Here is a 24,678-nt window from a genome sequence, read left to right as displayed (position 1 = left end):
CTACTATGTTAAGAAATACATTAGGAATCGTAAACATTGAAGGAAATAATGTCCATTTTGGAGATGTCATGGATCACCGTGGAATTCAAGCATTTGGATTTTTAGGACGCTACCGCTTGATTGACTTTGTCCTTTCTAATATGTCCAATTCTGGCATCAATGATTTTCAGGTCTATATGCCTGCTAAAATGCGCTCGACCATCCAGCATGTCGGAACAGGTAAACACTACAACATCAATAGTAAGCGTGGTAAATTGCGTCTCTTAAACAGCGTGACCGACCCAAATTCAATCTACCAGCATGACATTAAGGCTTTCTCAGACAATATTCACTATATTGAAAATTCTCATAAGGAATATGTCTTGATTGCTCCATCCTACTTCATCTACAGCCAAGATTTTTCAAAATTATTGGATGAACATTTGGAAACAAGAGCCGACATCACCGTCTTGTACAAAAATGTCACCAATGCCAAAGAAAATTTCATCGGCTGCCAAACCCTTAAATTCGGTGAAGACAAGCGGATTATTGAATTTGAAGAAAACCACGGCAAATACAAGAATCGCCCTGTTTCTCTTGAAGCCTACTTCATGAAACGTACTCTTTTCCTTGAACTAATCAAGCGCGCCAACAAGGTATCCGCTCTTTACTGGCTCAAAGATATTCTTCATGATGTTGTAGACCAATACCGTATTGTCGGCTATGCCCATCGTGATTTCGTTGCCTGTATCAATACAGTTGAAGCCTATTTCCAGACACAACTTGATTTGATTGACCCCGACACACGCAAGCTTCTCTTTAAGAATAACTGGCCCATCCATACACAGACCAGCGACAGCTCCCCTTGCCTCTACGGACCGCTTGCTGAAGTCAAACGTAGTTTAATTTCAAATGGCGGTACCATTAATGGTCAGGTAGAAAACTCAGTGATTGACCGCGATGTGGTCATTGAAGAGGGAGTTGTCATAAAAAATTCCATTATTTTAAACGGTGTAAGCATCAAGAGCGGAGCTAATATTGAAAATGCTATCATTGATAAAGCAACCATGATTGCGCATCCAGTTGATATAAAAGGCAGTGCATCGGCTCCCGCCTATTTGAAAGCTTATCAAGTTATTTAGGAGGAACTATGTCCCAAAAATCTGTTCTATTTGTCGCCTCAGAAGGTCTTCCCTTTATCAAAACAGGAGGATTGGCAGACGTTATCGGCTCCCTCCCCAAGGAACTGGTCAAGCAAGGAATGGACGTACGAGTGGTTCTACCACTCTATTTAAAAATCGCTATCAATCATCACGCGGATTTTGACTATATCTCTAGCTTCGATGTCCGAGCCGGCGATATTCAATCCATGGCCAATGTCTACCAACAAGTCGTAGACGGAGTTACTTTCTACTTCATCGAACATCGTGATTACTTTGAGCGTAAAGACTTATACGGCTACGACGATGATGCCATGCGCTTTGGTTTCTTCCAACATGCGACTTGTCGCTTGTTAGAAGCCCTCCACTATTTTCCTGACATCATTCATAGTCACGACTGGCATACCGCTACTATTCCTTTCTTATGTCGAACCTTTTATAGCTACCGTGAAGAATTTCGCGCTATCAAGCACGTCTTTACCATTCACAATCTAGCCTTTCAAGGCATTTTCAATAAGCAATTCCTCTGGTCTGCCTTGGGAATGGATTACAGCTACTATGTTGATGGGATTGCTCGTTTCCATGATAACTGTATCAGCTTCATGAAGCTAGGAATTCTCTACGCAGATAAGGTAACCACCGTGTCTGAAAACTATGCTCAGGAAATTCTGACCGAAGAATATGGCGAACACATGGAGCATGTCCTAGAATTGCGTCGCCATGATTTACTCGGTATTGTCAACGGAATTGACTATGACACATGGAATAGCCAAACAGATGACTATCTAGCACACAATTATGCTCTTGAAACCATTCAAGAAAAAAAAGCCAATAAATTAGCTCTCCAAGCCCAGTTTGGTCTGCCCCAGGATGAACATGTGATATTGATTGGAATCGTGTCTCGTTTGACCTGGCAGAAAGGCTTTTATCTCCTGACTGAAGTTCTCCATCAACTCTTGCAGGCCCATGTCCAATTTGTCATTCTTGGAAATGGAGAGGCAGACATCGAAAATGCCTTTCATTATTTCAAGAATGCTCATCCAGATAAATTTGCTTTCTACCAAGGTTACAATGAGCCACTTGCCCACCAGATTTATGCAGCTAGTGACCTCTTTCTCATGCCGTCCATGTTTGAACCATGTGGTATTAGTCAGTTGATTTCCATGCACTACGGTACCCTACCGCTCGTCCGTGAAACAGGTGGACTACAAGATACTGTCCTCCCCTATAATTGGGTGACAAAAGAAGGTACGGGCTTCAGCTTCTGGGGCAAACATGCTGACAATATGAAGCAAGTCTACGATTTGGCTCTTGATACCTACTATAACCGACCAGAAGATTGGCACCAGTTGATTCAACAAGCCATGACAACAGATGTCAGTTGGACAGCATCTGCTAGGCGCTATATTGAGCTCTATAACCAAGTCACCTACTAATCCTATTTATTCATCATGCAAGGGTTGGGGTAAGTCTGCCCCAACCTCATCATTTTCTATAGTCATTTCGTTTATATTTTTATTCCTTCGTTCACTCGTATTGCTGTACTTCAGTACTACCTGCGACTCGTTGCCTAGTACTAAAAATAAACGAAACGGCTACAATACACTGCAAAACTTAAAAACATACTTCATCAGCTTAAATCGGTGAATTGCGTTCAAACTGGAAGCCCTAAAAGCCCTAGCGATTGCAGTTGTAACTGATTATAAATACAACTTACCTTTAGTTAGGGGAGCGACTATTTCTACCCGAGCTTAAAAAATAGAAAGCAAGGTCAGTAAAAAATGACTGCAATCTCTCATGTAATTTTTTGTCAACCTTTCTGTAGCTATTGCAGGCTGAGGCTGCTTGGGGGGGAGCTAGACGAAGTTACAAGTCACTTCTGTTCGACCGCTTAGCGGTAGCTACTGGCTATTCCCTACTCTTCTGTTTGGGACTAACCTAGCTAGCTTCGCAGGGGCTCACCACGAAGCATTCTGCTTCTGTTCGGCCGCCTATTTTTGCTTTGAGTTTTTTACGGGCTTTGTAGCTTGATGTAATTGAACTCGCCCTAAACTCTGTGCAAAAAAGAGAAATCTTCCTAGAGTTTGGTAACTCTGCGTCAGATTTTCTATTTTTGCTTTGAGTTTTTGACGGGCTTTGTAGCTTGATGTAATTGAACTCGGGCTACGAGCTGGGCAAAAAAGAAACGAAGACGTTGCGAAACTAGGTTCGCTTACGGATACGGCTGCCTTTAGGGATAGTTTTTTCTGGAAACTAAAGTTTCTTCGTCAAAACTCCTATTTTTGCCTTGCTCGCTTTAACAGTCTTGCTATACTGTTAAAGGTAGAAAATAAAACGAGTGAAACTCGTGTCAAACGCCCTCATATCTTGGTGAAAGGAGAATGTATGACGTTCACAAATCTTGATTTATACTACTTACATACTGGTGAGCATACCAGTCTTTATGAAAAATTTGGGGCTCACATTATCAAGAAAGGTAATAAAATCCTTGGTACAGAGTTTCGCGTCTTTGCACCTAATGCACAGACTGTTTTTCTTGTGGGTGATTTTAATAGCTGGCAAAAGACCCACCCTATGCAGCTTGAACAAGAAGGTGTCTTCCAGATCTATGTAGAGGGTCTAAAATCACTCGAGAACTACAAGTACCTCATTGTGACCCCTGAGGGGAGGGAACTCTATAAGGCAGATCCCTATGCTTTCTTTAGCCAGCTTCGTCCTAACACCGCATCAACCACCTACAATTCCCGCTACAAATTCAAGGATAATACCTGGATGTTTCACAGGGTTAACTATGATTTCAGGGAAGAACCTTTTTCTGTCTACGAACTACATGTAGGCTCATGGAAACAAAAACTAGTGGGAGCAGACGCAACAGATACTTTTTATTCTTATAAAGAACTCGCTCCACTTCTCATCGACTATGTCAAAGAGCATCAGTTTACCCATATTGAGCTATTACCGATTACAGAACACCCACTGGATGCTTCTTGGGGTTATCAAGTGACCGGCTACTATAGTCCAACCAGCCGCTATGGTAAGCCTGATGAATTGAAATACCTCATTGACCAATGCCACCAGGCTGGAATCGGGGTTATCCTCGACTGGGTACCGCTTCATTTCTGTAAAGACGACCACGGACTCTACCAATTTGATGGTAGCTGGCTCTACGAGTATGAAATGGAGGGGGATAGAGAAAATCAACAATGGGGCACTGCCAATTTTGACCTTGGAAAAGGAATAACCCGCTCTTTCCTCCTCTCTAATATCAAATATTGGCTCCATGAATTTCATTTTGACGGAATTCGTGTCGATGCCCTCTCGTACCTCCTCTATTGGCGGGGAGAAACAGACGATGATAAAGTCAATCATGCCGCAATTGACTTTATTAAGCGAGTCAATGCCCTAATCCATACGGAATTTAAGGGAGTGGTTATGATTGCAGAAGATTCATCCAGCTATCCCAAAGTAACGCACACACTTGAAGACGGCGGGCTTGGCTTTGATATGAAATGGGATTTAGGCTGGATGAATGATACCCTTAAACACATGGAGCGCCCCTCTATTCACCGCAAACACCACTCGAATGAAATCACCTTTGGTATGTACTACAATCCGAACGAGCAGTTCCTCCTGCCGCTGTCACACGATGAAGTCGTCCATGGTAAACTCTCCATTATCAACAAGATGAATGGCGATTATGAAGATAAATTCCACCTGGCACGTGCCTACTACAGCTACTTCTTTGCCCACCCTGGCAAAAAACTGCTCTTTATGGGAAATGAATGGGGACATATCCGCGAATGGCATGAGTATACCCAGATGGACTGGAACCTACTCGACTTCCCAATCCACCAATCATTTGCTCAAATGATGAAGTCTCTCACGACATTCTACCGTAAACACGATGCCTTATGGAAATATGACTACCAAGCCCATGAAAAAGGCTTTAAATGGGCAACCATTTCAGAAAAAATGAATTGCTATGCTTTCTGCCGTTACAGTGACAATGAAGAAATCCTTGTGGTCAACAATTTCAACGACCAAGAAGTTTCCGGCTTGTCACTTGATCTACCTAATGGTGCTGAATACCAGCTAGTCTTTTCTTCAAATGCCATTCCGACAGCACATTTCACCCTGACTGCAGGTACAGACGGTGCCCGTATCACCATTCCACGCCTTACAACCTATTATCTCAAACGTAGCAATTAGGTTACTAGGACTACCTTTTAGGATCTCACTATTCATAGTCACCTCATCCACTAGCCCTATCCCAAAAGCATGTTTCTGTTCACAGAGCTAGAACGTTGCTATTGTTTCCTTGCCGTTTTACAATAGGCAAGCTTGGTAGGTGCTATGAGATAGAGAGCATCAAAAGTCCAGAAACGTTATAGGAGCAGTCATGCTAGACCCCAATCTAAATAGATTGGGGGTCTTTCTCTATAGCTTTAAGCCAGTTGTTACAAGTATGAGTCAAGTATAGTCTTTTAGTTTACTTTTAGTACTAGGCAACGAGCTGCAGGCTGTACTGGAGTACAGCAAGACGAGTGAACGAAGTCATAAAAGATAAACGAAATGACTATACAAGCCACCCGTCTTCACTAGTGGTTATGGCTACTATTCAACTGCTGTGAACTTAGCAACTTCTTTCAAATACTTTTCATATTCGCCCGTTTCAATCAATTCTTTAACGATTTTATCGATTTCTTCTTTTAAACTACCACTATCTTTTGGCATTACAATTGCTTTTGTACTGGCATCAGTTTCTGGGAAACTCACCTCTGCGATTGCAAGATCCTTGTTTTGACTGACATAGCCCAAGGCCACCGGAGAATCCAGCAAGACAGCATCTACCTGACCCGATTTCAACTCATTAATCGCTTCCCCCACCTGAGTAAGCGAAATAATATCAGTATCTTTCAAATGTTCTTTCGCATAGACTTCTTGGGTGGATCCTTTTTGAACGGCTAATTTTTTATCAACTAGACGCTCCAGTGAACTATAGTTGCTCGCAACATCTTTTTTGACCAATAAAATATCCTGAACATGATAGTAAGGTTCTGAAAAGTCAAATACTTTCATTCGATCTTCTGATACAGAAAGCCCTGCAATTGCAATATCAGCCCTACCATTTTGGATACTATTTAAGACATTGTCAAAGCTCATTGAAGATACTTCTAATCTGACCCCTAATTTTTCAGCAATCTTTTCTGCCATTAAAATATCAGCCCCAACAATCTTGTTTTTCCCATCAACCAAGGTCTGGAATTCAAATGGTGCATAGTCTGGGCTGGTCGCAACGACCAAGGTCCCTTTTTCTTTGATATTATCTAAAGGTGCCTTTCCTACCTCCTTGCTACTGGAACCACATGCTGCTAAAGTCACCCCTGCTGCAATCGCTACTATCCCCGTCATTATTTTTATCCATTTCATCTTGCTTCTCCTTTTCTATCTTGCTATACTATTTTAACTATTCTGTACATTGTATTATGACAATATCATCGGACTTCCCATATCTTTTTCATTTTATTTTCTCCCCTATTCAATATAAGTCTATTTTATGGTATTTTTATTCATTTGTCAACCAAATAATGTATTTTTATTCATTAATATCAAAAAGATACAGCCATTGTTCATACTAAAAACTATCTCTATGTTCCATTTACTCTTATCTTATGCTCAATCAACATCAAAATTTGGTTCGCTTCACAATTCTCAACTGTGAAAATTTGGTAATCAGGGACAACCAAGCTAGCCTTCTCTCATCCAAAGATTGAACTGAAATTCAGCAAAGTCTAGTCGTTTAGTTTACTTCATTAACTCACTTTGCCGTACTCTAGTACAGCCTACAGTTCCTTGCCTAGTACTCAAGGCAAACGAAAAACCTATAAAATAAGGTCCGGAGAAACTAATTTTTGACGAGTATTGGCTAGCAGGAAAATAAATTTCCCTTGTCCCTCCCCTGCAAGTCTATTAGATAATAGATATACAAAGGGAAAAACAAAGGACTATTGTTGGGGTATGAGATTGCTCTTAAAATGAGAGGGCATGTTGACTATGCAACGAGAACAATATTCTACCATGCTTCCACTACAAAAAGCAACGTGTAGTTGAATTTGACTTTCTTTTCCAGTCCCAGCTACACGTTTTCTACTATCAATTTTATGTGTTTATTTTTAAGCAAAAACACTAAAGGGAATAGGGCATTCTATTCGCCTTTTTTCTACTATCGAAAATTTTTATCCCACTCTCCATTTAGTCCTTTATGGGTATAAAAGAATTCAGAAAGTATCGGATCATCCATAACCTTTAATACTTCAAGGAGATCATAGGCTAGCTCCATCTGAGGTAGATCTGTTTTGGGACACCAGAAGACTTCTCCCTCCTCACTCGATTGAAGCTGACCTGAAAAACTTGTTGCCTTGTAAAGAAAGACCAGATAGCGATGACCGTCTTTATCTGGCCAATGCTTGAGCCCAACTAACCGAGGGCATTCAATGCTCAGTCCCGTTTCTTCCTGAACCTCTCGAACCACAGCGTCATGAAAGTTCTCTCCGAATTCAACATGACCTCCTGGGAATGCAAGTCCAGACCAACGATACAACTTTGGATCCCTACGCTGCACTACTACGTTTCCCTTGCTATCTTCAATTAAACACATATTGGTTAACGTAACCAGCTCTTTACGTGACATGCTTCCTCCTTACATCGATACATCATCCTTTTTGCCAATATCTCCTTGCCCAGGTGAAACCTCTCCACCAGAGTAAAAAGCCCAGGCTTTCATTCATGCTTTGTATAGTCTTTTCGTTTCCTTTTAGTACTAGGCAAGGAGCTGCAGGCTGTACTGGAGTACGGCAAAGCGCGTTAACGAAGGAATAAAAGATAAACGAAATGACTTACCTCCTCCAGGACAAGCTGTGAAACATTCCCCCAGCCCTTTCAAGCAGAAAATATTTTTACAAAAATACCCTATTGTACTATCATAAAAGGCTCTATAATATCTGTAGTTGCTATAGTCTTTTGGTTTACTTTTAATTACTATGCAACGAACTGCAGGATGTACTAGAGTACGGCAAAGCGCGTTAACGAAAGAATAAAAGATAAACGAAATGACTATAAAAGATATGATAGAGCCCTTTTTGTAGATAACATCTCTCATAAGAAGAGTATAGTAACAAAGCTTGAAAAATCCGTTACACAGACTAAAAACAAATTCTTATGAGAGCGATTGTTTCAAATTCCTAACTGTAGCATGAAGTGAAGCTTTTTTCATCCATAAATATACTCCATAGCAAACGATGTATAAAATAATCGCTATCATCGGTGGTAAAAACCAGCCTGCCACAATGAATACCATTGTCAGGAGCACTTCAAAATAGATATCGCTTTTTACATGTATCTCTAGTTCTCTTGCGACTGCTTGTTCTGCTACTATGCATCTAAAAGCTAATAGAACCACTATGCTCACTATCGCTAAATCTAAATTTTTGAATACAACAGTCGTCAATAGCGTCAATACCAAACTTAAGCAAACTGTTCGTATATTCACTCTAAGAATGTATTTTTCCATCCTCAAAGCTTTTAAATAGGTGTTAATAAGTAAAGACATTTTACCCTCATAAATAGCCATTGGAAAAATGAGAACCATGTACTTTATACTTTCCATATAGTGAGGAAGCCAGTTTACTAGTACTAATTTTAGTGGGTAGTAGAGAAGCAAAATTCCTAACATGAACGGCATTAATACATTTCGTAAACTTGTATACAAAATGGATAACTTGCCCCGCTCCAATCGTTTTAACATTGGAAAAATGACAATACCAACTGCATTGATAAAAATCATCATGAGATTAGAAATACTTAGAGTCAATGATACTTTCCCAAAAGTTGCAATATCCCATTGTCTTTCAATCCCTAAACGTACCGTTCCAATAATCAGCAGACTGGCTACGTTGGACAGCATTAGATTACTTCCAACCTTAATATTGTCAATCACTTCAAAATAGTCTAGTTTAAAATAAGACAAATTTTTACACAAAATAGAGCGACATAGATAAAGACCATATAGTAATGACATAAATCTCGCAAGAACATCTACATAAATCATCATTTGATAATGATTTATATCTACTAGGATAAAGCCTATTAACAAAACTGCATATAGGAATCTATCTAAGATAGTAATGGCTGAGCTTTGCTTGATACGATTGGTTGTTTGTAGGATATAGATGATAAAAAAGCGCACATTCGTTAAGAGCAATGTAATGCCTAATTGTTCAAAAATAAATTGTTTATCACTATCTGTAGTATAAACCAGACCGTAGATGAAGATTAAAAAAGCTATGACAGATTGGAAAAGAATATACATCACAAACTGCGAATAAAACTTCCTTTCGTCCAAATCCTCAAAATGTGATCCACCATACTTTAAATAGATACCATCAATCCAGCCAAAGTGAAAAAAACCGACATAACTCACATAAAATAAGTATAACTGCCAGTAGCCATAACTTTCTACTCCTATCAACTTTGGCAACACTAAAATCACCAATGTTGAGACAAACATACTTAATAAATTGGAAAAGATCGCATAACCCGAATTGACTAATACATTTTTTAGTTTATTGTTCATCTTGCCTCACTCGACTGCATTTCATAGACTGAATCAACCCAGTAAACATAGTCGACAAATCAACCGTAGGTTTCCACCCCAGATTTTCTAACTTTTCAGTCAGCAATTTCAGCCTTACCTCGGGGTTATAGCCAAACTTCTGAATATCTTGGAGATCAAATACTACTTTTGTAGCGGAAGATTCATCAAGAGAAATGACTAATTCCGCCATATCTTTAATCGAAATAAGGGTATCTTCATTTGCCACATTGTAGACTTCCTCACTTTGCCCTAATAGCAACACGTATAATATACCTGCAATCGCATCTTTGATAGAGCAATAGTTTCTCTCCGTTCTTCCCCTTGTATGCAGGACTATGTCTTTTTTTTCAATTACTGAACGTGCAAATTGTGCGAATACTCGGTTATCTTGATAATGCACTCCAGGTCCAAACGTTTGACACAATCTGGCAATTTTTATCGGTAATTGGTATTGTGTCGCATACGATATACACAAACTTTCCGCTAAACGCTTCCCTTCTGAATAGCTACTACGAGCATTCGCAGGATTCAAATATCCAAAATCATCTTCCGAAACATCTTTTTGTCCCTCAAAAGAACCATATACTTCCAGCGAAGATAAAAAAACAAAACCTCTAACCTGTTGCAATTTAGCTACTTCTAATATATTACGGGTACCATCTACTACTGTGTAAATAGTATCCACTGGCTTTTGGACAAACTCCAAGGAATTCGTCACACTTGCTCCGTGGATGATGTAATCAATAGACTCTTCAAGCTGAAGCTTGTCTCTCACATCTCCTTCTACCACCTGAAGCTCAGCAAGGTCATCTCCAAAAACAGCTTGTGCTTTCAACAAGGAACGAACTAGAATTGTAATGCGGATATCAACATTGTACTTCCTATTGGCAATTAATAGAGCAAGGACTATCTGCGAACCAATCAAGCCCGTCGCACCTGTTACAAATATTCTCTTCATATGCAGGTGCTCAAATAGCTCTTTATTTTCAGACACTAGGTTTTCTATCTCTGTTACTACATACTTATCAAACATTTTTATCCGAATACCTGTTCATTTTCTCTAGAATCATAAATAGCCTTAAAAATATAAAAATCAGAAGGCGTGGTAATTTTAATATTCTCTGGTCCACCCATTACTGTATATAATGTCATACCATAGTGTCGCACTAAGGTCGCTGAATCTGTCATGTCAAATACATTCTCTTGTTGCGCTTTTAAATGTAATTGAAAAATGTCTTTAAAATAAAATGTTTGAGGAGCGACTGCTGTCTGACAACTATCACGATCAACAACATTTATAATCGAATTATTTTCATCCACTTGTATGACAGTTTCAATAACAGGCTTAACAGTAACTGTTGCCCCATATTTTCGGACACTTTCGATATTTTTACTAATAATATCTGCATCTATGAGAGGACGGACTCCATCATGTATTAAGACAACATCATCATCGCTCTTCACAAATTTTTGCACGGCTTCTAGGCCTTTAAAGATTGACATCTGCCCAGTTTTACCACCTGATACAATTTCTCTGACCTTTGATATTTGAAATTTCGTCAATAAACCTCTTAAATAATCATGCCACCCCTCCACACACACAACGACAATATGATCAATCTTTGGATGATTTTCAAAATGTTCAATCGTATGAATGATAATCGGTTTTCCATGTAATTCAAGAAATTGTTTGGGTTTTGTCGTGAGCTTCATTCTCGTACCAGTCCCGCCGGCAAAAATAACGACTGAATTACTTCCATCCATTTATCTTCTCCTTTATCACTCTTCTGCTGCGAATATACCAATAAAAAATAAGCACCCAACTAATTTCATAAAGCAATCCTAAATGAAATCTATTGAAAAATTGCTCCAATATGGAGAAATAGGCCAAGGGATAAATCATCAGAGCATACAAAATCCATGAAAGGGCATAGCGACTTTTTCGTGTCAATGAATACAGTGTTTCAAAGAATAAGCCCATAATAAAAGGAAAGACAACCATACCCAAATAACCAAAATCCTCTACAAAAGGACGCATGGCCGAATAGATATTTGATTCATAGATAAAACCTGTTTTAGATTTATAGATAATAAATTCAGAGAAAACAGGACCTTTCTGTACTAAGCTATCTATTCCCAATCTTCCTAAAACACCTAAAAATGAACGGAACGTCACCGCTCCAAATTTATAATATACTGGAAGTGATTCATTGAGATAAAGATTGAAATTATACAAGCCAGACCCACCATAAAGACTAATGGAACGCCCAAAATCTGATTTATATCCCTTTAATTTCCCAAAAAGATAAAACATACCTACAGCTAACACCAGATAAAGTGCTAATTTTAGCAGTGGTTTCAAATGAGCTCGGGTAATCTTTCCCTTGTGAGCAGCTGTAAAAAATAATATCCATAAAACAATACAATAAATGAAGAAGCGCAAGAGTATATTGCGGTCAGTTGAGATAGCAGCCATTAGTAAAAATAACATAATAGCCACCACATGAATCCATTGACCTTTACCTATTTTTACTACATATTTATCCAATAAAAATTGGAAAAAACTAATATTTGCGATTGCTGTTAACACTTTAACTAGCTGGTTAACAACAAATGTATTAGAGCCATTATGCGCAACGTTTCGGTCATAAATTTGACGGAGCATAAAACTCACATCCGTAGATAACTGAATTCCTCTAAACATAAGAAAAACATAGGCTATCATAGCAACTATCGCTATCAAGAATAAGACCTTACTAGGAGTAGCCATAATCGATAAACTCTCCTTAGAAATTTCCGATAGAGGCGACTTCTTTCTTAAATGAAGATAATCTATCATCAGCGTTCCTATATAAAAGGATAGAATAGCTGTGACTGTATACATCATGAAACGATTGCTCAAGACCACATCCCAGTTTCTCTGATTGAGCATGATAATGCTCGAAGCCAGAATAAATGATAAAAGAAATAGAATATTCGGTCTTATCAAGCTTCTCCAACGGTAGAAATCAATCCCTAGTAAAACGAACGATACTAGTAATAATAGATAAATCATAATTCTCCTTCAACAGATAATTTTACTCACGTATACATGTCCCTAGATCAGATTGAAAATAATTTTTAATCTGAGCGCCCACTTAGACTCATTAGATAAGGAAAATATATGACTGTTTCTTATCAAAGCCAGTTTAGACAAGAAGTTTCTTTGGTAGGCACTTACTATTTTTAACTCTGAAAGGAGGGGTTCCCCCATCATGTCTTCAAATTTCTCAACTACTTCCTGCGCTAATAAACTTCTGCCATTTCTTTTTGACTTATTGCGTAGCTTTTTGTACCAATTCACATAAATATTTTCTTTTCTGACACCTACGACATTCTGCTCATGCTGTCGATAATAAATAAAAGCGTTCGAATCATACAGGATTTCACCAACAGCACTGGCAACCATAGCAACCCAAACATCATGAATCCTGACCGTTAGTAACTCACTAGAGGGTCTATTTGGGGAATGGTGTAGTAGCTCTTGAAGCGCTTGATTCCAAACCATCGTACAACCCGTTACAAGATTATCGTTTAAAATTTGCAAACTGGAAGTATCCAAGGTTCGCTGATGTCTCAGACCAATCTGTTCTAAGTCCTGATTTACTAGAAGCTGATTAGAACAATATAAAGTTGGCTTTGGAATGCTACCAATCATCTCTATGGCTTGTAACAACTTATTCGGCAACCACACATCATCTTGATCACAAAAGGCATAATAATCATATTCCAGCCCTGCTTGATAGAGAGCTTCCATAAAACTATTTCCTACCCCACGGTTCTGCCCGCCATCCTTTACAAAAATAAGGTGCTCCTTATACGATTCGAGTATCTCTAGCGTTGTATCTTGAGAACCATCATCCCTCACAAAAATGCTTACTTCAACTCTTTCTTGTTGCAATAAACTTTCGATCTGTTCTCTTAAATAGTTTTCACCATTATAAGTACTCATGATAATGGCAACTGTTGGTTTCTTCATATATCATCTCCAGTAATACTGTGCCCTATGATGAGGGACTTGCTTATCTATAGGAGGTAGTTGCATATAATTTCCATAATGCTGAGTCAAATAGGCATCATAAGCTGAAATAATCGCAAAATCATGCCCTTCAAATTGAATCGATTGATATTCCTGAAAGGTAGATGTAGGCATGATTTCCTTTTCACGGTACACTCCACTAATACAAGCTGCAAAACAGGAAGTATCAAAGGCGTTTCGTTGACAATCACTATCCACTGCCTTACATAATTTCTGCTTATTGACACATCGACTCATCAAAAAGAGCATAAACCGTATTGGCTCAAATACAACCGACCTTGTTTCACTTCTAAAATATTTTGTCCATTTTGAAGCAACTAATAATTCTCTTTTAAAGCGTCCCTTATTGAAATTTTTTAGGGCTATGGAATCATTGTTCCCTAGACCGTCAATGGGAAAGATATCAATGCTAACTCCCACCTTGTAATCTATCTCTCGCGAATCATCAATAAGAGAAGTTCTTCTATCACTCAGTCGACTAAATAAATCAAAATAATTATCTGTATACGTCAATGATAAACAATCAAATCCACAATCATAATGATGACAATATTCCAAAAATTTTTCATAATCCGCACGAGGCATCATAATATCAATATCATCATCCCAAGGGATAAAGCCACCATGACGGACGGCTCCCAGTAATGTCCCGCCGCCTAATGAATACCGAAAGGAATTTTCTTGACAAATCTTATCGAATTCGATGAGTAAGTCAAGAGCAACTCTCTGTACTTCCTGTAGCTCTAGTTTTATCATTATTACTGACACCTTCTTACATTCTTTGCTATTTTTATCATTTCTATCTGTATCTATTATTCATTATCTTATGTCATCGTTACCTACTTTGTAACTCAGATACTTCTCGTTTATTGCGCAATAATTTTGTGAAGATTAGAAAACGAATTTTATTAGGTACCAATGCTACGATTGACTGAATAGCAACTGTTTTGTAGTAGTCAAATTGATTAATAAACCCAGTTGCTAAAATCTTTCTACGACCATCACAGTATTTTTTCAAATAAGCAAGACCACCGCGCCTTTCAATCATACCAGCACCTGTGCGGACATCCACTAGATACTCATCAATATTCATCCCTTTAGCACCTGAAAGTAACATTCTAACCCATAGCATATCGTCTTCCATCAAGGGAGCATCTTCATAATTTCCGGCTCTCAAAACGCTGCTTTTTTTAAACATCACCGTCACGTGATTAAAAGCACTCCGACTTTTTTGATAGCGTACAATCTCTTCATGTTCCAATGGAACCTTGCGGACAGCATTAGGATGCTGAGGATTTGTATCAAACTCTAGAATATGACTACCACAAATATCTAGTTCCGGATCCGTTTCAAAACAAGCTAGTTGTTTCTCAAATCGATCCTTACGTGCAATATCATCTGTATCCATTCGTGCAACTATCTCATAACTACAATGCAACATGCCTTCTCGGAGAGCCAGACCGAGACCAACATTCTTCTCCAGCGGGACTCGCTTGATTAACCCAGGATACAGCACTTGATAGTCATCTAATACCTGATAAAGTTCCTGCGATAACGCTCCATCTTCCACAACAACCCATTCTGTTGCAGGAACTGTTTGATTCAATAAACTATCAAAACACTCCTGCAAATAGCGCGGGTCTTCTTTTATGTATAAAGATAGTAAGACACTAAACTTTTTATCTATTTCCCCTATCATATTGTTCCTCTCACACTCGCTACAATCCGTTTTAGATTGGCTATAATATAGTCCACATCATCATCACTTAGTTGGGTATGAAGGGGTAACGTGATCGTATGTTCAAAATAATGGTAGGCATTTGGATAGTCTTTAATGTCAAATCCCATATTTGCATACGCGGTCAAAAGGGGCAGGGGTTTATAATGCACATTGCAGGCAATACCAGCTTCCGCCATTTTCTCAATGACTTGATTCCGTTCTTCTAACGTAAAGTTATCGATATGAGCAATATACAAGTGCATAGATGATACATAATCGGCATGTATATGCTGTAGAGGATGAATCCTTGTCCCCTCAAAGGCTTGATTATAGGCTGCAACAATTTCTGCCCGACGCACCAACAATCCTTGGTAACGCCTTAATTGAGCTAGACCAATGGACGCCATGATATCTGTCATATTGCATTTGAAACCTGGAATCACAATATCATACTCCCATGACCCCAACTTGGTTTTAGCCAAAGCATCCTTGGTTTGTCCATGAAGCGAAAACACTTGAAATTGACGATAAAGCTCCTCATCATCTAAATTTGGATGGGCTTTCCAAGTAACTGCTCCACCTTCTGCCGTCGTCAAATTTTTAACCGCATGGAAAGAGAAAGCGGTAAAGTCTGCGATAGTTCCACTATTTCTTCCCTTATAGGAAGCACCAAAAGCGTGAGCACTGTCTGATAAAACGACAATTCGACCAAAGACTTCTTGAAGAGGAGATTCTGTTACAAATGTTGAGCGATGTTTCTCTACTATCTCGTAAATTCGATCATGGTCACATGGAATTCCTGCTAACTCAACAGGAATGATGACTTTGGTATGACTTGTAATCGCTTTTTCTACCGCATCATAATCCATCTCAAAATGATCCGCTTGAATATCTACAATAACAGGTGTTGCACCAACATGCTCAATCACACTACATGAGGCAGTGTAAGTCATAGCTGGAACGATAACTTCATCTCCAGGACCGACCTCCAACACACGAAGAACCAGTTCTAAAGCTGCCGTCGCTGAATTTAGGCAGACTGTTTTATTTGTTCCAGTATACTGTGATAGTTCCTGTTCAAATTGTTTCGTTTTAGGACCTGTCGTAATCCAGCCCGAACGAAGACTATCAATAACTTCTGCAATTTCTTCCTCTGTGATATCCGGAGGAGAAAAAGGGATATTTTTCTTTTTCATTAGTTGTCTCACTTTACTACTTTGATGACGGTTTGAAGCATAATCCGAATGTCATTCCAAAAGGAAAACGATCGGATGTACTCTAGGTTATAGGTCATCTTATCCGGTAATACTTTCTCCACATAGGCCTCATCAGCCGTCATCCCACGACCGATGTATGTTTCCATAAGCATATCTTCATCTTTATAGGCAATACTAGCTGGCGAGGTAATTCCTGCGGGTAATAACAGCGTTGCTTTCATCTCATCTGTATACTCTTTTGTATATTTTTCCACCTCAGGTCTCACACCTACAAAGCTCATGTCGCCAGCTAAGACATTAAAGAGCTGTGGAATTTCATCTAGACGATACTTTCGAATCACAGCTCCTACTCGCGTGATACGGCTATCATTTCCAATTGTTACTAAACTGCCTTTTTTATCTGCATCTGCCACCATTGTCCGAAATTTATAAATTTTAAATTTTCTTCCATATTGGGTGATTCGTTCCTGGCGATAGAAAACAGCTCCTGGACTGTCTAATGCTATCCAAATAGCAAAAACTAATAATATAGGTGAAAATAGAATAATCAAGAAAATAGCCATCACCTTATCAAATACATATTTACAAGCCAAATCAACTTTCTTACTTGCAAGAACTGCTCGATAAGGTGCCAGTACATCTTTCTCTGCATTATCTGTCAACGTTCCATTGATCATCTTTACTCCTGTTTGGCAAACTTTAGCAATCTGTTTTTTAGCGTTTCAGAATCATAGTCTAACAAAGTGCCAATAAATTCTTCAATTTCTTCTGTTTTTTTATAGGCGACACGTCCTACAAAAATCTTATCATATATCTGGTCTGTTGTCCGTTCCCTCGTTGCAAGAAGCTCCTCATATAGCTTCTCTCCTGGCCGAATGCCGCTCTCAACAATTCCAATTTCTTCTTCTGAATAACCGCTGAGGGAAATAATCTTTTTAGCCAAGTCAAGAATCTTTACCGGCTCTCCCATGTCTAGAATGAAAATCTCTCCACCCTGCATCAAGGCTCCCGCTTGAATCACCAAACGACTCGCTTCTGGAATGGTCATGAAAAAGCGAGTCATGCGAAAGTCGGTCACTGTCACAGGACCTCCTTTGGCTATTTGCTCTTTAAACAACGGCACAACACTACCGCGACTTCCCAAGACATTGCCGAAGCGAACAGCCGCAAAACGGGTTTTACCGGGTTCGTTGAGACTAGTGACAATCATTTCTGCCACTCGTTTGGTCGCTCCCATGATATTAGGCGGATTCACAGCCTTGTCGGTTGAAATCATCACAAACTTTTCAACACCACATTCCTTGGCTGCCTCTGCTACATTCTTGGTTCCATAGATGTTATTTTTAACTGCTTCTTTTGGATTATATTCCATCAAAGGTACGTGCTTATGCGCTGCTGCATGATAGACCCTATCTGGATGGTACTGGTTCATAATTTGGAAAATACGTTCCCTATCCTGAATATCCGCAATAATTGGAATAATCTCAATATTATTACGATAACTCATTGACAACTCTTTGTGGATTAGGTAAATAGAATTCTCCCCATGTCCCAAGAGCAGCATTCTAGCAGGTGAAAAACGAATCAGCTGACGGCAAAGTTCTGAACCAATGGAACCTCCAGCCCCTGTTACCAATACCGTTTTCCCTTGAATATTCGAATAAAGACTCGATTGATCCAGTTCAACTTCTTGACGTCCCAACAAATCAATAATATCGATTTCACGCAACTTGCTGACACTCACTTGACCAGATAGAATGTCTTCCTGCTTTGGAATGGAATACACTTCAATCTTTGTTTTTTTACAAATATCATAGACTCGTGCATATTCTTCAGAATTCAGAGATGGAATAGCAATCACGATTTGATCAATTTCATAATTTTTAACAATATCTGGAATCTGTTCCTCTGAACCTAGCACTCGGACACCATGTAGCAAGGTTTGCCACTTAACTGGATCTTTATCAACAATTCCAACAACATCAATATCTTTGAAGGACCGAATCGCGGTCTTCAAAAATAAATCAGCCCCTTGTCCTGCTCCGACCACCAGTGTTCTTTTGGCTTTAGCTGACTTACGTCCTAGCAAATCAACATCCTTTAGTTCATAGGTCATCCGCCAAATCAAGCGTGATGCACCGATAAGTAATAGAGAAAAGATATAGCTAAGCAAGATAAAGCGATAGCTAAAGACAATTCTCTGACTAAAGATAACAACGACTGAGATGACATAGCTCAACAGAAGGTTTTTTGTCATTTGCCAAAGTGCGATGTAATCTGTAAAACGATTTAAGATGGAGTAGACATGTGTCACATAGCCACATATCAGATAGACCAACCAAATCGCAGTCAAAAATACCAACATTCGCTGCAATGACAGATCGATGTAATTATCTAAGAAAAACTGAGTGATAAAACCACTCATATAGATAATTAAGGCATCTACCATAATTAAAATAAAACGTTTTTGACCCCGTGTCAATTTGTATTTCCCCCCTTACAGTTTGAGGTTCCTTTTAAAATCCTCTACGGCTCATCAGTAATCCTTGCGTTTTTTCCTTAATGCTAAAAACAAACTAAACGACTATAAGCCCTTATATATGTTCAACAGATGACTTTTCAAAAACTTCTACTTTGAAAACCAATGCTTTTTTTTTTTTTTATTCTATATACTCGTCACCCATATGAGTTCAAATTTCCTCACCATAAAGGAAAGTCTAACAAGATAGTCTAGTGAGCTGATAAAATGATTCATTGCTTCAACTGCTTATTCCTATAGCTAGGCATCCTATTTGCCAGCTATCACATCTTGAATCGCTGCTTTTGCAGCATTCAAACTTTCCTGATTAACCTCCATCATGTAGAGATTTGCATCAGGCATAGCATAAGACGGTAGTCCCATGACACCTGTTCCAGTTAAAGCTTGTGAGGTAACGCTATAACTTTCGCCAGATTCCAACTGACCATTGATTAAGGTAATCATCGTTTCAAGACTCATATTGGTTTGAACTGAATCTTGAATACCGTCCAAAATCTCATTGTAATTCTTTAAGATAGCCGGTGAGCTTAATTTCTTAATCAAGCCCGCAATCACTCTTTCTTGATTTTTACCACGGTCATTATCGCCCCCTTGTAAAGAGTAGCGTTCGCGTACAAACTCTAATGCTTGATTAGAATTAAGGTGGACTTCTCCTACTGGGAAAAATGTCCCATCATACCCTGTAAATTCTTGCTCATTTGTGACATCTACTCCTCCAACCACATCAATGAGTTTTAGGAAAGAGGTGAAATTCAAACGAACATAGTAGTTTGTCTTAATATCATAGAGATTTTCAAGTGTGTGAATAGATGCCTCAACACCATAAATACCTGCATGGGTAAGCTTATCGTTCTGACCATTTCCGCCATCTGCAATTGGAACATAGGCATCCCGCGGAGTTGTTGTCAACAAGACTTTCTTGGACTTGAGATTGACTGTCATAATAATATTGACATCTGAACGAGAAACAGAAGAAATGGGACCATAAGTATCAATACCACTGACATAGATATTGAAAGCATCGCCGCTAATCTCCGTACCTTTTATATTTTCTACCTTTTTACTCACTTTAAGGGTATAGAGTTTTCTTATTTTTGACGCATCATAATCTGCTATGATATCCTCAAAAACACTATTTAAAATGATAGCTTTTGCCTCTTTATTCATCAACGCTTGGTAAGCTGATAGATAAGTTGGAGCAGTATCTACTGCTAGTGATACTTGTTTCTCTTTTTGGAGACTTTCTGTTAGTTTCATAATGTTGTCCCCATCTGTTTCAGTTGGAGCCAAAACATTTGTTACCTGACTAATATCTGTGATATCGCTATCTGCCAGTACGATAACACTCATTTCATATTCTGAATACTTAGCTGTTGAATTAAGCTTATCAGAAAAGCTCCTTGCTTCTCGAATGGCAAATAAAGCTGTTCCGCTTACTAGAATAGCCAACATCAAAAATAGCAAGGTAAAACGTGGCGCTTTCTTTTTGATGGCTAAACCACCACACAGAAACACAGAAACACCTAAAATAGCTGTTACTATCCTATTTAGATTGCGAAAAGCAAGTAGATTGTACCGATAAATAGCAAAGAGAATTATCACCGCCATCACTGTAAAGATAACCGCGAGTACACGATTTACAATGCTAAGCTTTCCACCATTTTGTTTTTCCTTGTGTTTTCTTGCTCTTCTCGAACGCTGTTCCATTTTTTACCTCCAAAATAATAATCTATCATTACTATGAATATAGCACATTCTTCCATTCAGCTACCAAACAGAGATACCTCTCTGAATCACCATTGAAACCACTGGTATTCTACCATATTTCACTCGATTTTACCATTATTTACCCATTGTTAGTAAGAAGCTATACTCATTCAAAATTTCAATATTCTTAGCTCCATAAAAAATTATCTCCCTATCCTCCCTCTTGATAGCGGACAAAAAATCCTCTTAAAAAGCTCGCGTTCGCAATTTTAAATTATGAGTACAAGCATAGGTACAGATGTCCCCTGGGTACAATCACCTTTTATAGTCGTTTCGTTTATCTTTTACTACTTCGTTAACTCGCTTTGCCATACTCTAAGCACAGCCTGCAGCTCCTTGCCTAGTACTAAGACTATAAACGCCTCGTATCTACTATGAAGTTCATTTGGGGTGTCATCAGGACATAAAAATGAGCTTGTCAACGATGTCGTTTCACATCTATTAAACAAGTCTCTTTTCCTGCATAAATATTGGGAAATCCTGTATTTCCAAGCGCTTTGTCCGTTGGAGTTATATCTATTTCTGGGGATAAATTCCACGCCCCACATGATGTAGTTTAGCGAAATCTTATTGATACCATACGACCGATTGCCCCTCTTGAGAAACCAGTTTTATCTTTGGACTTTCCGAAATATTTTCGGAAAGAAGTGTCACACTATATCCCTCATCTGTTTTCTTCATATCATATACTTCCTCATCTAAGGTTAACCAAACATGTTGATAGGTAGAAGTTGTCTTCCAGTTAATCTTAGCCAAGGCTTTTCCTTTATCAATCGTTAATTCATTGCTAGGTAACGGTTGTTTGGTCGTAGAGTCACCAGCATAATGAGTGGTTGTAAGGGCAGGATTCATATTTAATTGTTTCATTTGTTCATAATTAAAGTAGGTATCTGAAAATGTATATTCAGCAACTTCAAAAATAACCATATCAGGCTTAAATATGTTGTAGTAGTAAGGAAAGTCTAAAACATTTTGATAATCATGGATAGCAATGTATTCATCGAAAGCATTGGCTAAATATTTAGAACCAAATTTATTCATATAGCTTCCTTGAAACATCAGTACACGTGGAAAGTCTTTACTATTTTTCGATGCGTTTTGATAATAAGTAAAAGTTTGATAAGCAGGGTTTAATTGTAATTCATCTTTGAACAGATCTGTTTTAGTTGTTACAATATCTTCTGTAGGAACATGAATGAGTGGTACTGATTCGTTAATCGGGAACTGAGAAACGGGCAAGGAAACTTCCAGCTGACTTGATTGTTCAAAATCATCCAGGTGATTTACTTCTACATTAGGAAAATCATTTTTTACTTCAGATAAAATAGAGTTTGTTCCATAAAAAGCTCCCAAATCATTCCAATGATTCGCATCATACTTTTGATTGAAAACGACGTTACCTAGCTGTGTTTCTTGTCGAAGAGGAATAGTATTATCTATATAGCGAACCTTTCGTTTGTCAAGGGCAGTCAGAAACGTTTCTACCCAATCACGATTGTAGTCAATACCAGGAGGAATATATTCTGATAATACAGCAGGTTTTGCTGGATTTAAAACAAATAAGAAAGGTATATTTCTATCCTGACAATATTCTTGGATAGCTTGTACCATATTTGCAAACTGCTCATGATAGTCAGAATATTGATAGTACGATGTGGTAAGACCATCCCCAAAAACATAGCCATCTTTTCCATACTGATAGCTTGGATGCACCATTTTGCCAAACAAACGGTCGTTCAAAAGAGTATAGCTCAAAATCATTTCATCCCGAAAACCAATTCGATCATTTACATAGTTTTCAATATTAGTTGTAAGGTCTGCTTCACCATCTTCCAAGAGCTCTTTTGAAAATGGATTTTCAGTTAACATTCGGTTATCAATCTCAGAAGAGATGTGAGGAGCAAAGCGAAAGTTAACAGCCGGAATGAGTATAATTAGAGAAAATACAATAATCGTCAGAATTTTTATAATTTTCATCAATATCTCCACTTCTCCTTAATATTGGAAATAGATAAATGGACTATAGCTCGAATTAACCATAAATAAGATAGCTACAATAAAAATAGCAAGTAAGGTTATCTCCTGAATCAAATAACCAGCCGTTGTCGACATAACACTACAGTACCATCTCTTTATCTTCTGAGAGCCCAAGACAGTAGCACCTACTATTCCTATGAGGACGAGTGACATCAGCTTAAAATCATAGTAATATTGCCATGTATAAGGAATAGGCTGACTTGTCCTCTTTCCAAGAGCTGCACTTACTACCGTTACGATATCAGCTATGTTTTGAAATCTGAACAATTGCCAAGAAAAGAGAATAATTCCCATCGTCACAATATACTTTATGGCACCAGGTATCTTTTGATAATATTTGTTATCGTGAATAAGACGCTCAGCAACTACAAAAAAGGCATTAATCCCACCCCAGAGAATGTAGTTCCAACCTGCACCATGCCAAATACCTGTTACAGCAAAAACAATAGCTAAATTGCGGAGTGTTTTCTGCTTACCTTTGCGACTTCCCCCTAGTGAAATATAAATATATTCCTTAAACCATGTCCCTAATGACATATGCCAACGTCTCCAAAATTCAGAAATGGACATGGAACGATAAGGGAAATTGAAGTTCTCCTTGAATTCAAAACCAAAGAGCTTCGCAAGACCGATTGCAATATCAGAATACCCGGCGAAATCATAATAGATTTGCAGCATATAAAGAACAAGAGTTCCAAATGCTGTTACTTGATCCATAGAATGGATGGAAATTTGGGCTAAACAAGCACCAAAAGTATCCGCCAATATCACTTTTTTGGCAAAACCAATCATGATACGGTTCATACCTTCCGTGATGAGAGTTAGGGATATTCGATTTTGTCCAATCTGACCCTGGAAATCTTTCCATAAGACGGTCGGCCCTGAAATCACTTTTGGGAAAAATGAAAGATAGAGAAGACAATCAAGAAAACTACCCGGCCTTGCCTGTCCTCGGTATATATCTGTTAAATAGGAAATACTAGAAAACGTAATAAAAGATATTCCAAGAGGGGTCAGCAAGGACTTAGGAGGAAGCTGCTCTCCAAATAAGCTATTCCAAACTTGGATCAAAAAATTGGAATAATTAAAATAAACCAAAGAAAAGGTCACCAGCATTATCCCAATCCACAATGGAAAGAGACTCAGGTACAGTTTCTTGTGGCTAGTAGGAGATTGATAAAGCTTTAGATAGAATCCCTCTGCTCTGATAGTTGCAATCCACAAACCGATTATATATACGATAACGATATAAAAGAATAGTCGAAATACGTTATCAAATGAAGACCACATATAAAAAGATAAGCTACAACCTATCAAGAACAATTTATCTATCGCAAGAGCTTTAGCTAGGGTTCGTAAACCATTAATAGAACATATTCCCCTTATGATAGCATAGCCCAACATAGAAAGCGGTAAAAAAACGAACAAAAATAGTTGTGTTGTAAACAGCATATATAAGCCTCTAAAATAGTTAAGTAAAATAATTTATATCAAATACATCATGCATAGCATACCTATTTTATTATAA

The 24,678-nt window shown here is 38.4% G+C and carries 18 protein-coding genes; 3 read left to right on the top strand and 15 right to left on the bottom strand.

The features are described from left to right. The first annotated feature begins 5 nt into the window (after positions 1-5). The 3 genes from glgD (at position 6) to glgB (ending at position 5,348) form a co-directional block, all read left to right on the top strand. Positions 6-1,121 carry a glucose-1-phosphate adenylyltransferase subunit GlgD gene (gene glgD, locus E4T79_RS01605; protein ID WP_135026979.1) on the top strand — a complete coding sequence of 372 codons (1,116 nt, stop codon included), beginning with the start codon at positions 6-8 and terminating at the stop codon, positions 1,119-1,121. An 8-nt stretch (positions 1,122-1,129) separates the two neighbouring features. Continuing rightward, positions 1,130-2,575, top strand: coding sequence for a glycogen synthase GlgA (glgA, locus tag E4T79_RS01600; RefSeq protein ID WP_135026978.1), 1,446 nt, complete (start codon positions 1,130-1,132; stop codon positions 2,573-2,575). 949 nt (positions 2,576-3,524) lie between these two features. Further along, positions 3,525-5,348, top strand: coding sequence for a 1,4-alpha-glucan branching protein GlgB (gene glgB, locus E4T79_RS01595; protein WP_135026977.1), 1,824 nt, complete (start codon positions 3,525-3,527; stop codon positions 5,346-5,348). 405 nt (positions 5,349-5,753) lie between these two features. Here glgB and E4T79_RS01590 read toward each other — a convergent pair whose 3' ends face one another. The 15 genes from E4T79_RS01590 to E4T79_RS01520 all read right to left on the bottom strand — a co-directional run bounded on the left by E4T79_RS01590 (position 5,754) and on the right by E4T79_RS01520 (position 24,374). Further along, a complete protein-coding gene (locus E4T79_RS01590; protein WP_135026976.1) occupies positions 5,754-6,569 on the bottom strand; it encodes a transporter substrate-binding domain-containing protein in 816 nt (271 codons plus the stop codon). Between the two features lie 793 nt (positions 6,570-7,362). Continuing rightward, complete coding sequence (locus E4T79_RS01585) at positions 7,363-7,830, bottom strand: 8-oxo-dGTP diphosphatase (RefSeq protein WP_135026975.1); 468 nt, start codon at positions 7,828-7,830, stop codon at positions 7,363-7,365. Between the two features lie 525 nt (positions 7,831-8,355). Continuing rightward, on the bottom strand, positions 8,356-9,771 hold the full coding sequence (locus E4T79_RS01580) for a hypothetical protein (protein WP_135026974.1): 1,416 nt from the start codon (positions 9,769-9,771) through the stop codon (positions 8,356-8,358). Next, complete coding sequence (locus tag E4T79_RS01575) at positions 9,761-10,825, bottom strand: NAD-dependent epimerase/dehydratase family protein (RefSeq protein ID WP_135026973.1); 1,065 nt, start codon at positions 10,823-10,825, stop codon at positions 9,761-9,763. Before E4T79_RS01575 ends, E4T79_RS01580 begins: the two co-directional genes overlap by 11 nt. A 2-nt stretch (positions 10,826-10,827) precedes the next feature. Beyond that, complete coding sequence (gene ispD, locus E4T79_RS01570; RefSeq protein WP_135026972.1) at positions 10,828-11,556, bottom strand: 2-C-methyl-D-erythritol 4-phosphate cytidylyltransferase; 729 nt, start codon at positions 11,554-11,556, stop codon at positions 10,828-10,830. Beyond that, entirely contained in the window at positions 11,543-12,847 is a 1,305-nt protein-coding gene (locus E4T79_RS01565; RefSeq protein WP_135026971.1) for an O-antigen polymerase, read from the bottom strand. Before E4T79_RS01565 ends, ispD begins: the two co-directional genes overlap by 14 nt. A 42-nt stretch (positions 12,848-12,889) precedes the next feature. Next, positions 12,890-13,810 (bottom strand): glycosyltransferase family 2 protein, encoded by a 921-nt coding sequence (locus E4T79_RS01560; protein WP_135026970.1) that lies wholly within the window; start codon positions 13,808-13,810, stop codon positions 12,890-12,892. 3 nt (positions 13,811-13,813) lie between these two features. Further along, positions 13,814-14,626, bottom strand: a complete 813-nt coding sequence (locus E4T79_RS01555; protein ID WP_135026969.1) for a LicD family protein — start codon at positions 14,624-14,626, stop codon at positions 13,814-13,816. Positions 14,627-14,705: 79 nt separating this feature from the next. After that, entirely contained in the window at positions 14,706-15,569 is an 864-nt protein-coding gene (locus E4T79_RS01550; RefSeq protein WP_194183753.1) for a glycosyltransferase, read from the bottom strand. Continuing rightward, positions 15,566-16,786, bottom strand: coding sequence for a DegT/DnrJ/EryC1/StrS family aminotransferase (locus E4T79_RS01545; RefSeq protein ID WP_135026968.1), 1,221 nt, complete (start codon positions 16,784-16,786; stop codon positions 15,566-15,568). The genes E4T79_RS01550 and E4T79_RS01545 overlap by 4 nt, the downstream gene beginning before the upstream one ends. 8 nt (positions 16,787-16,794) lie before the next feature. Then, the gene (locus tag E4T79_RS01540; RefSeq protein WP_135026967.1) at positions 16,795-17,484 is read right to left on the bottom strand and encodes a sugar transferase; all 690 of its coding nucleotides are present in this window, start codon (positions 17,482-17,484) and stop codon (positions 16,795-16,797) included. Positions 17,485-17,486: 2 nt separating this feature from the next. Further along, on the bottom strand, positions 17,487-19,289 hold the full coding sequence (locus E4T79_RS01535; protein ID WP_167752597.1) for a nucleoside-diphosphate sugar epimerase/dehydratase: 1,803 nt from the start codon (positions 19,287-19,289) through the stop codon (positions 17,487-17,489). Positions 19,290-19,595: 306 nt separating this feature from the next. After that, entirely contained in the window at positions 19,596-21,053 is a 1,458-nt protein-coding gene (locus E4T79_RS01530; RefSeq protein WP_135026966.1) for an LCP family protein, read from the bottom strand. A 627-nt stretch (positions 21,054-21,680) separates the two neighbouring features. Next, complete coding sequence (locus tag E4T79_RS01525; protein WP_135026965.1) at positions 21,681-23,090, bottom strand: hypothetical protein; 1,410 nt, start codon at positions 23,088-23,090, stop codon at positions 21,681-21,683. An 18-nt stretch (positions 23,091-23,108) separates the two neighbouring features. Beyond that, a complete protein-coding gene (locus tag E4T79_RS01520; protein ID WP_167752596.1) occupies positions 23,109-24,374 on the bottom strand; it encodes an MBOAT family protein in 1,266 nt (421 codons plus the stop codon). Between the last annotated feature and the right edge of the window lie 304 nt (positions 24,375-24,678).

Source organism: Streptococcus sp. LYSM12, from assembly GCF_004569635.1.
Taxonomy (GTDB): domain Bacteria; phylum Bacillota; class Bacilli; order Lactobacillales; family Streptococcaceae; genus Streptococcus.
This window is presented reverse-complemented; position numbering and strand designations above follow the sequence as displayed.

Excerpts from the sequence above, each read along its gene's own strand:
- glgD (WP_135026979.1), top strand. The coding sequence starts at position 6 with ATGTTAAGAAATACATTAGGAATCGTAAACATTGAAGGAAATAATGTC.
- glgA (WP_135026978.1), top strand. The coding sequence starts at position 1,130 with ATGTCCCAAAAATCTGTTCTATTTGTCGCCTCAGAAGGTCTTCCCTTT.
- glgB (WP_135026977.1), top strand. The coding sequence starts at position 3,525 with ATGACGTTCACAAATCTTGATTTATACTACTTACATACTGGTGAGCAT.
- E4T79_RS01590 (WP_135026976.1), bottom strand. The coding sequence starts at position 6,569 with ATGAAATGGATAAAAATAATGACGGGGATAGTAGCGATTGCAGCAGGG.
- E4T79_RS01585 (WP_135026975.1), bottom strand. The coding sequence starts at position 7,830 with ATGTCACGTAAAGAGCTGGTTACGTTAACCAATATGTGTTTAATTGAA.
- E4T79_RS01580 (WP_135026974.1), bottom strand. The coding sequence starts at position 9,771 with ATGAACAATAAACTAAAAAATGTATTAGTCAATTCGGGTTATGCGATC.
- E4T79_RS01575 (WP_135026973.1), bottom strand. The coding sequence starts at position 10,825 with ATGTTTGATAAGTATGTAGTAACAGAGATAGAAAACCTAGTGTCTGAA.
- ispD (WP_135026972.1), bottom strand. The coding sequence starts at position 11,556 with ATGGATGGAAGTAATTCAGTCGTTATTTTTGCCGGCGGGACTGGTACG.
- E4T79_RS01565 (WP_135026971.1), bottom strand. The coding sequence starts at position 12,847 with ATGATTTATCTATTATTACTAGTATCGTTCGTTTTACTAGGGATTGAT.
- E4T79_RS01560 (WP_135026970.1), bottom strand. The coding sequence starts at position 13,810 with ATGAAGAAACCAACAGTTGCCATTATCATGAGTACTTATAATGGTGAA.
- E4T79_RS01555 (WP_135026969.1), bottom strand. The coding sequence starts at position 14,626 with ATGATAAAACTAGAGCTACAGGAAGTACAGAGAGTTGCTCTTGACTTA.
- E4T79_RS01550 (WP_194183753.1), bottom strand. The coding sequence starts at position 15,569 with ATGATAGGGGAAATAGATAAAAAGTTTAGTGTCTTACTATCTTTATAC.
- E4T79_RS01545 (WP_135026968.1), bottom strand. The coding sequence starts at position 16,786 with ATGAAAAAGAAAAATATCCCTTTTTCTCCTCCGGATATCACAGAGGAA.
- E4T79_RS01540 (WP_135026967.1), bottom strand. The coding sequence starts at position 17,484 with ATGATCAATGGAACGTTGACAGATAATGCAGAGAAAGATGTACTGGCA.
- E4T79_RS01530 (WP_135026966.1), bottom strand. The coding sequence starts at position 21,053 with ATGGAACAGCGTTCGAGAAGAGCAAGAAAACACAAGGAAAAACAAAAT.
- E4T79_RS01525 (WP_135026965.1), bottom strand. The coding sequence starts at position 23,090 with ATGAAAATTATAAAAATTCTGACGATTATTGTATTTTCTCTAATTATA.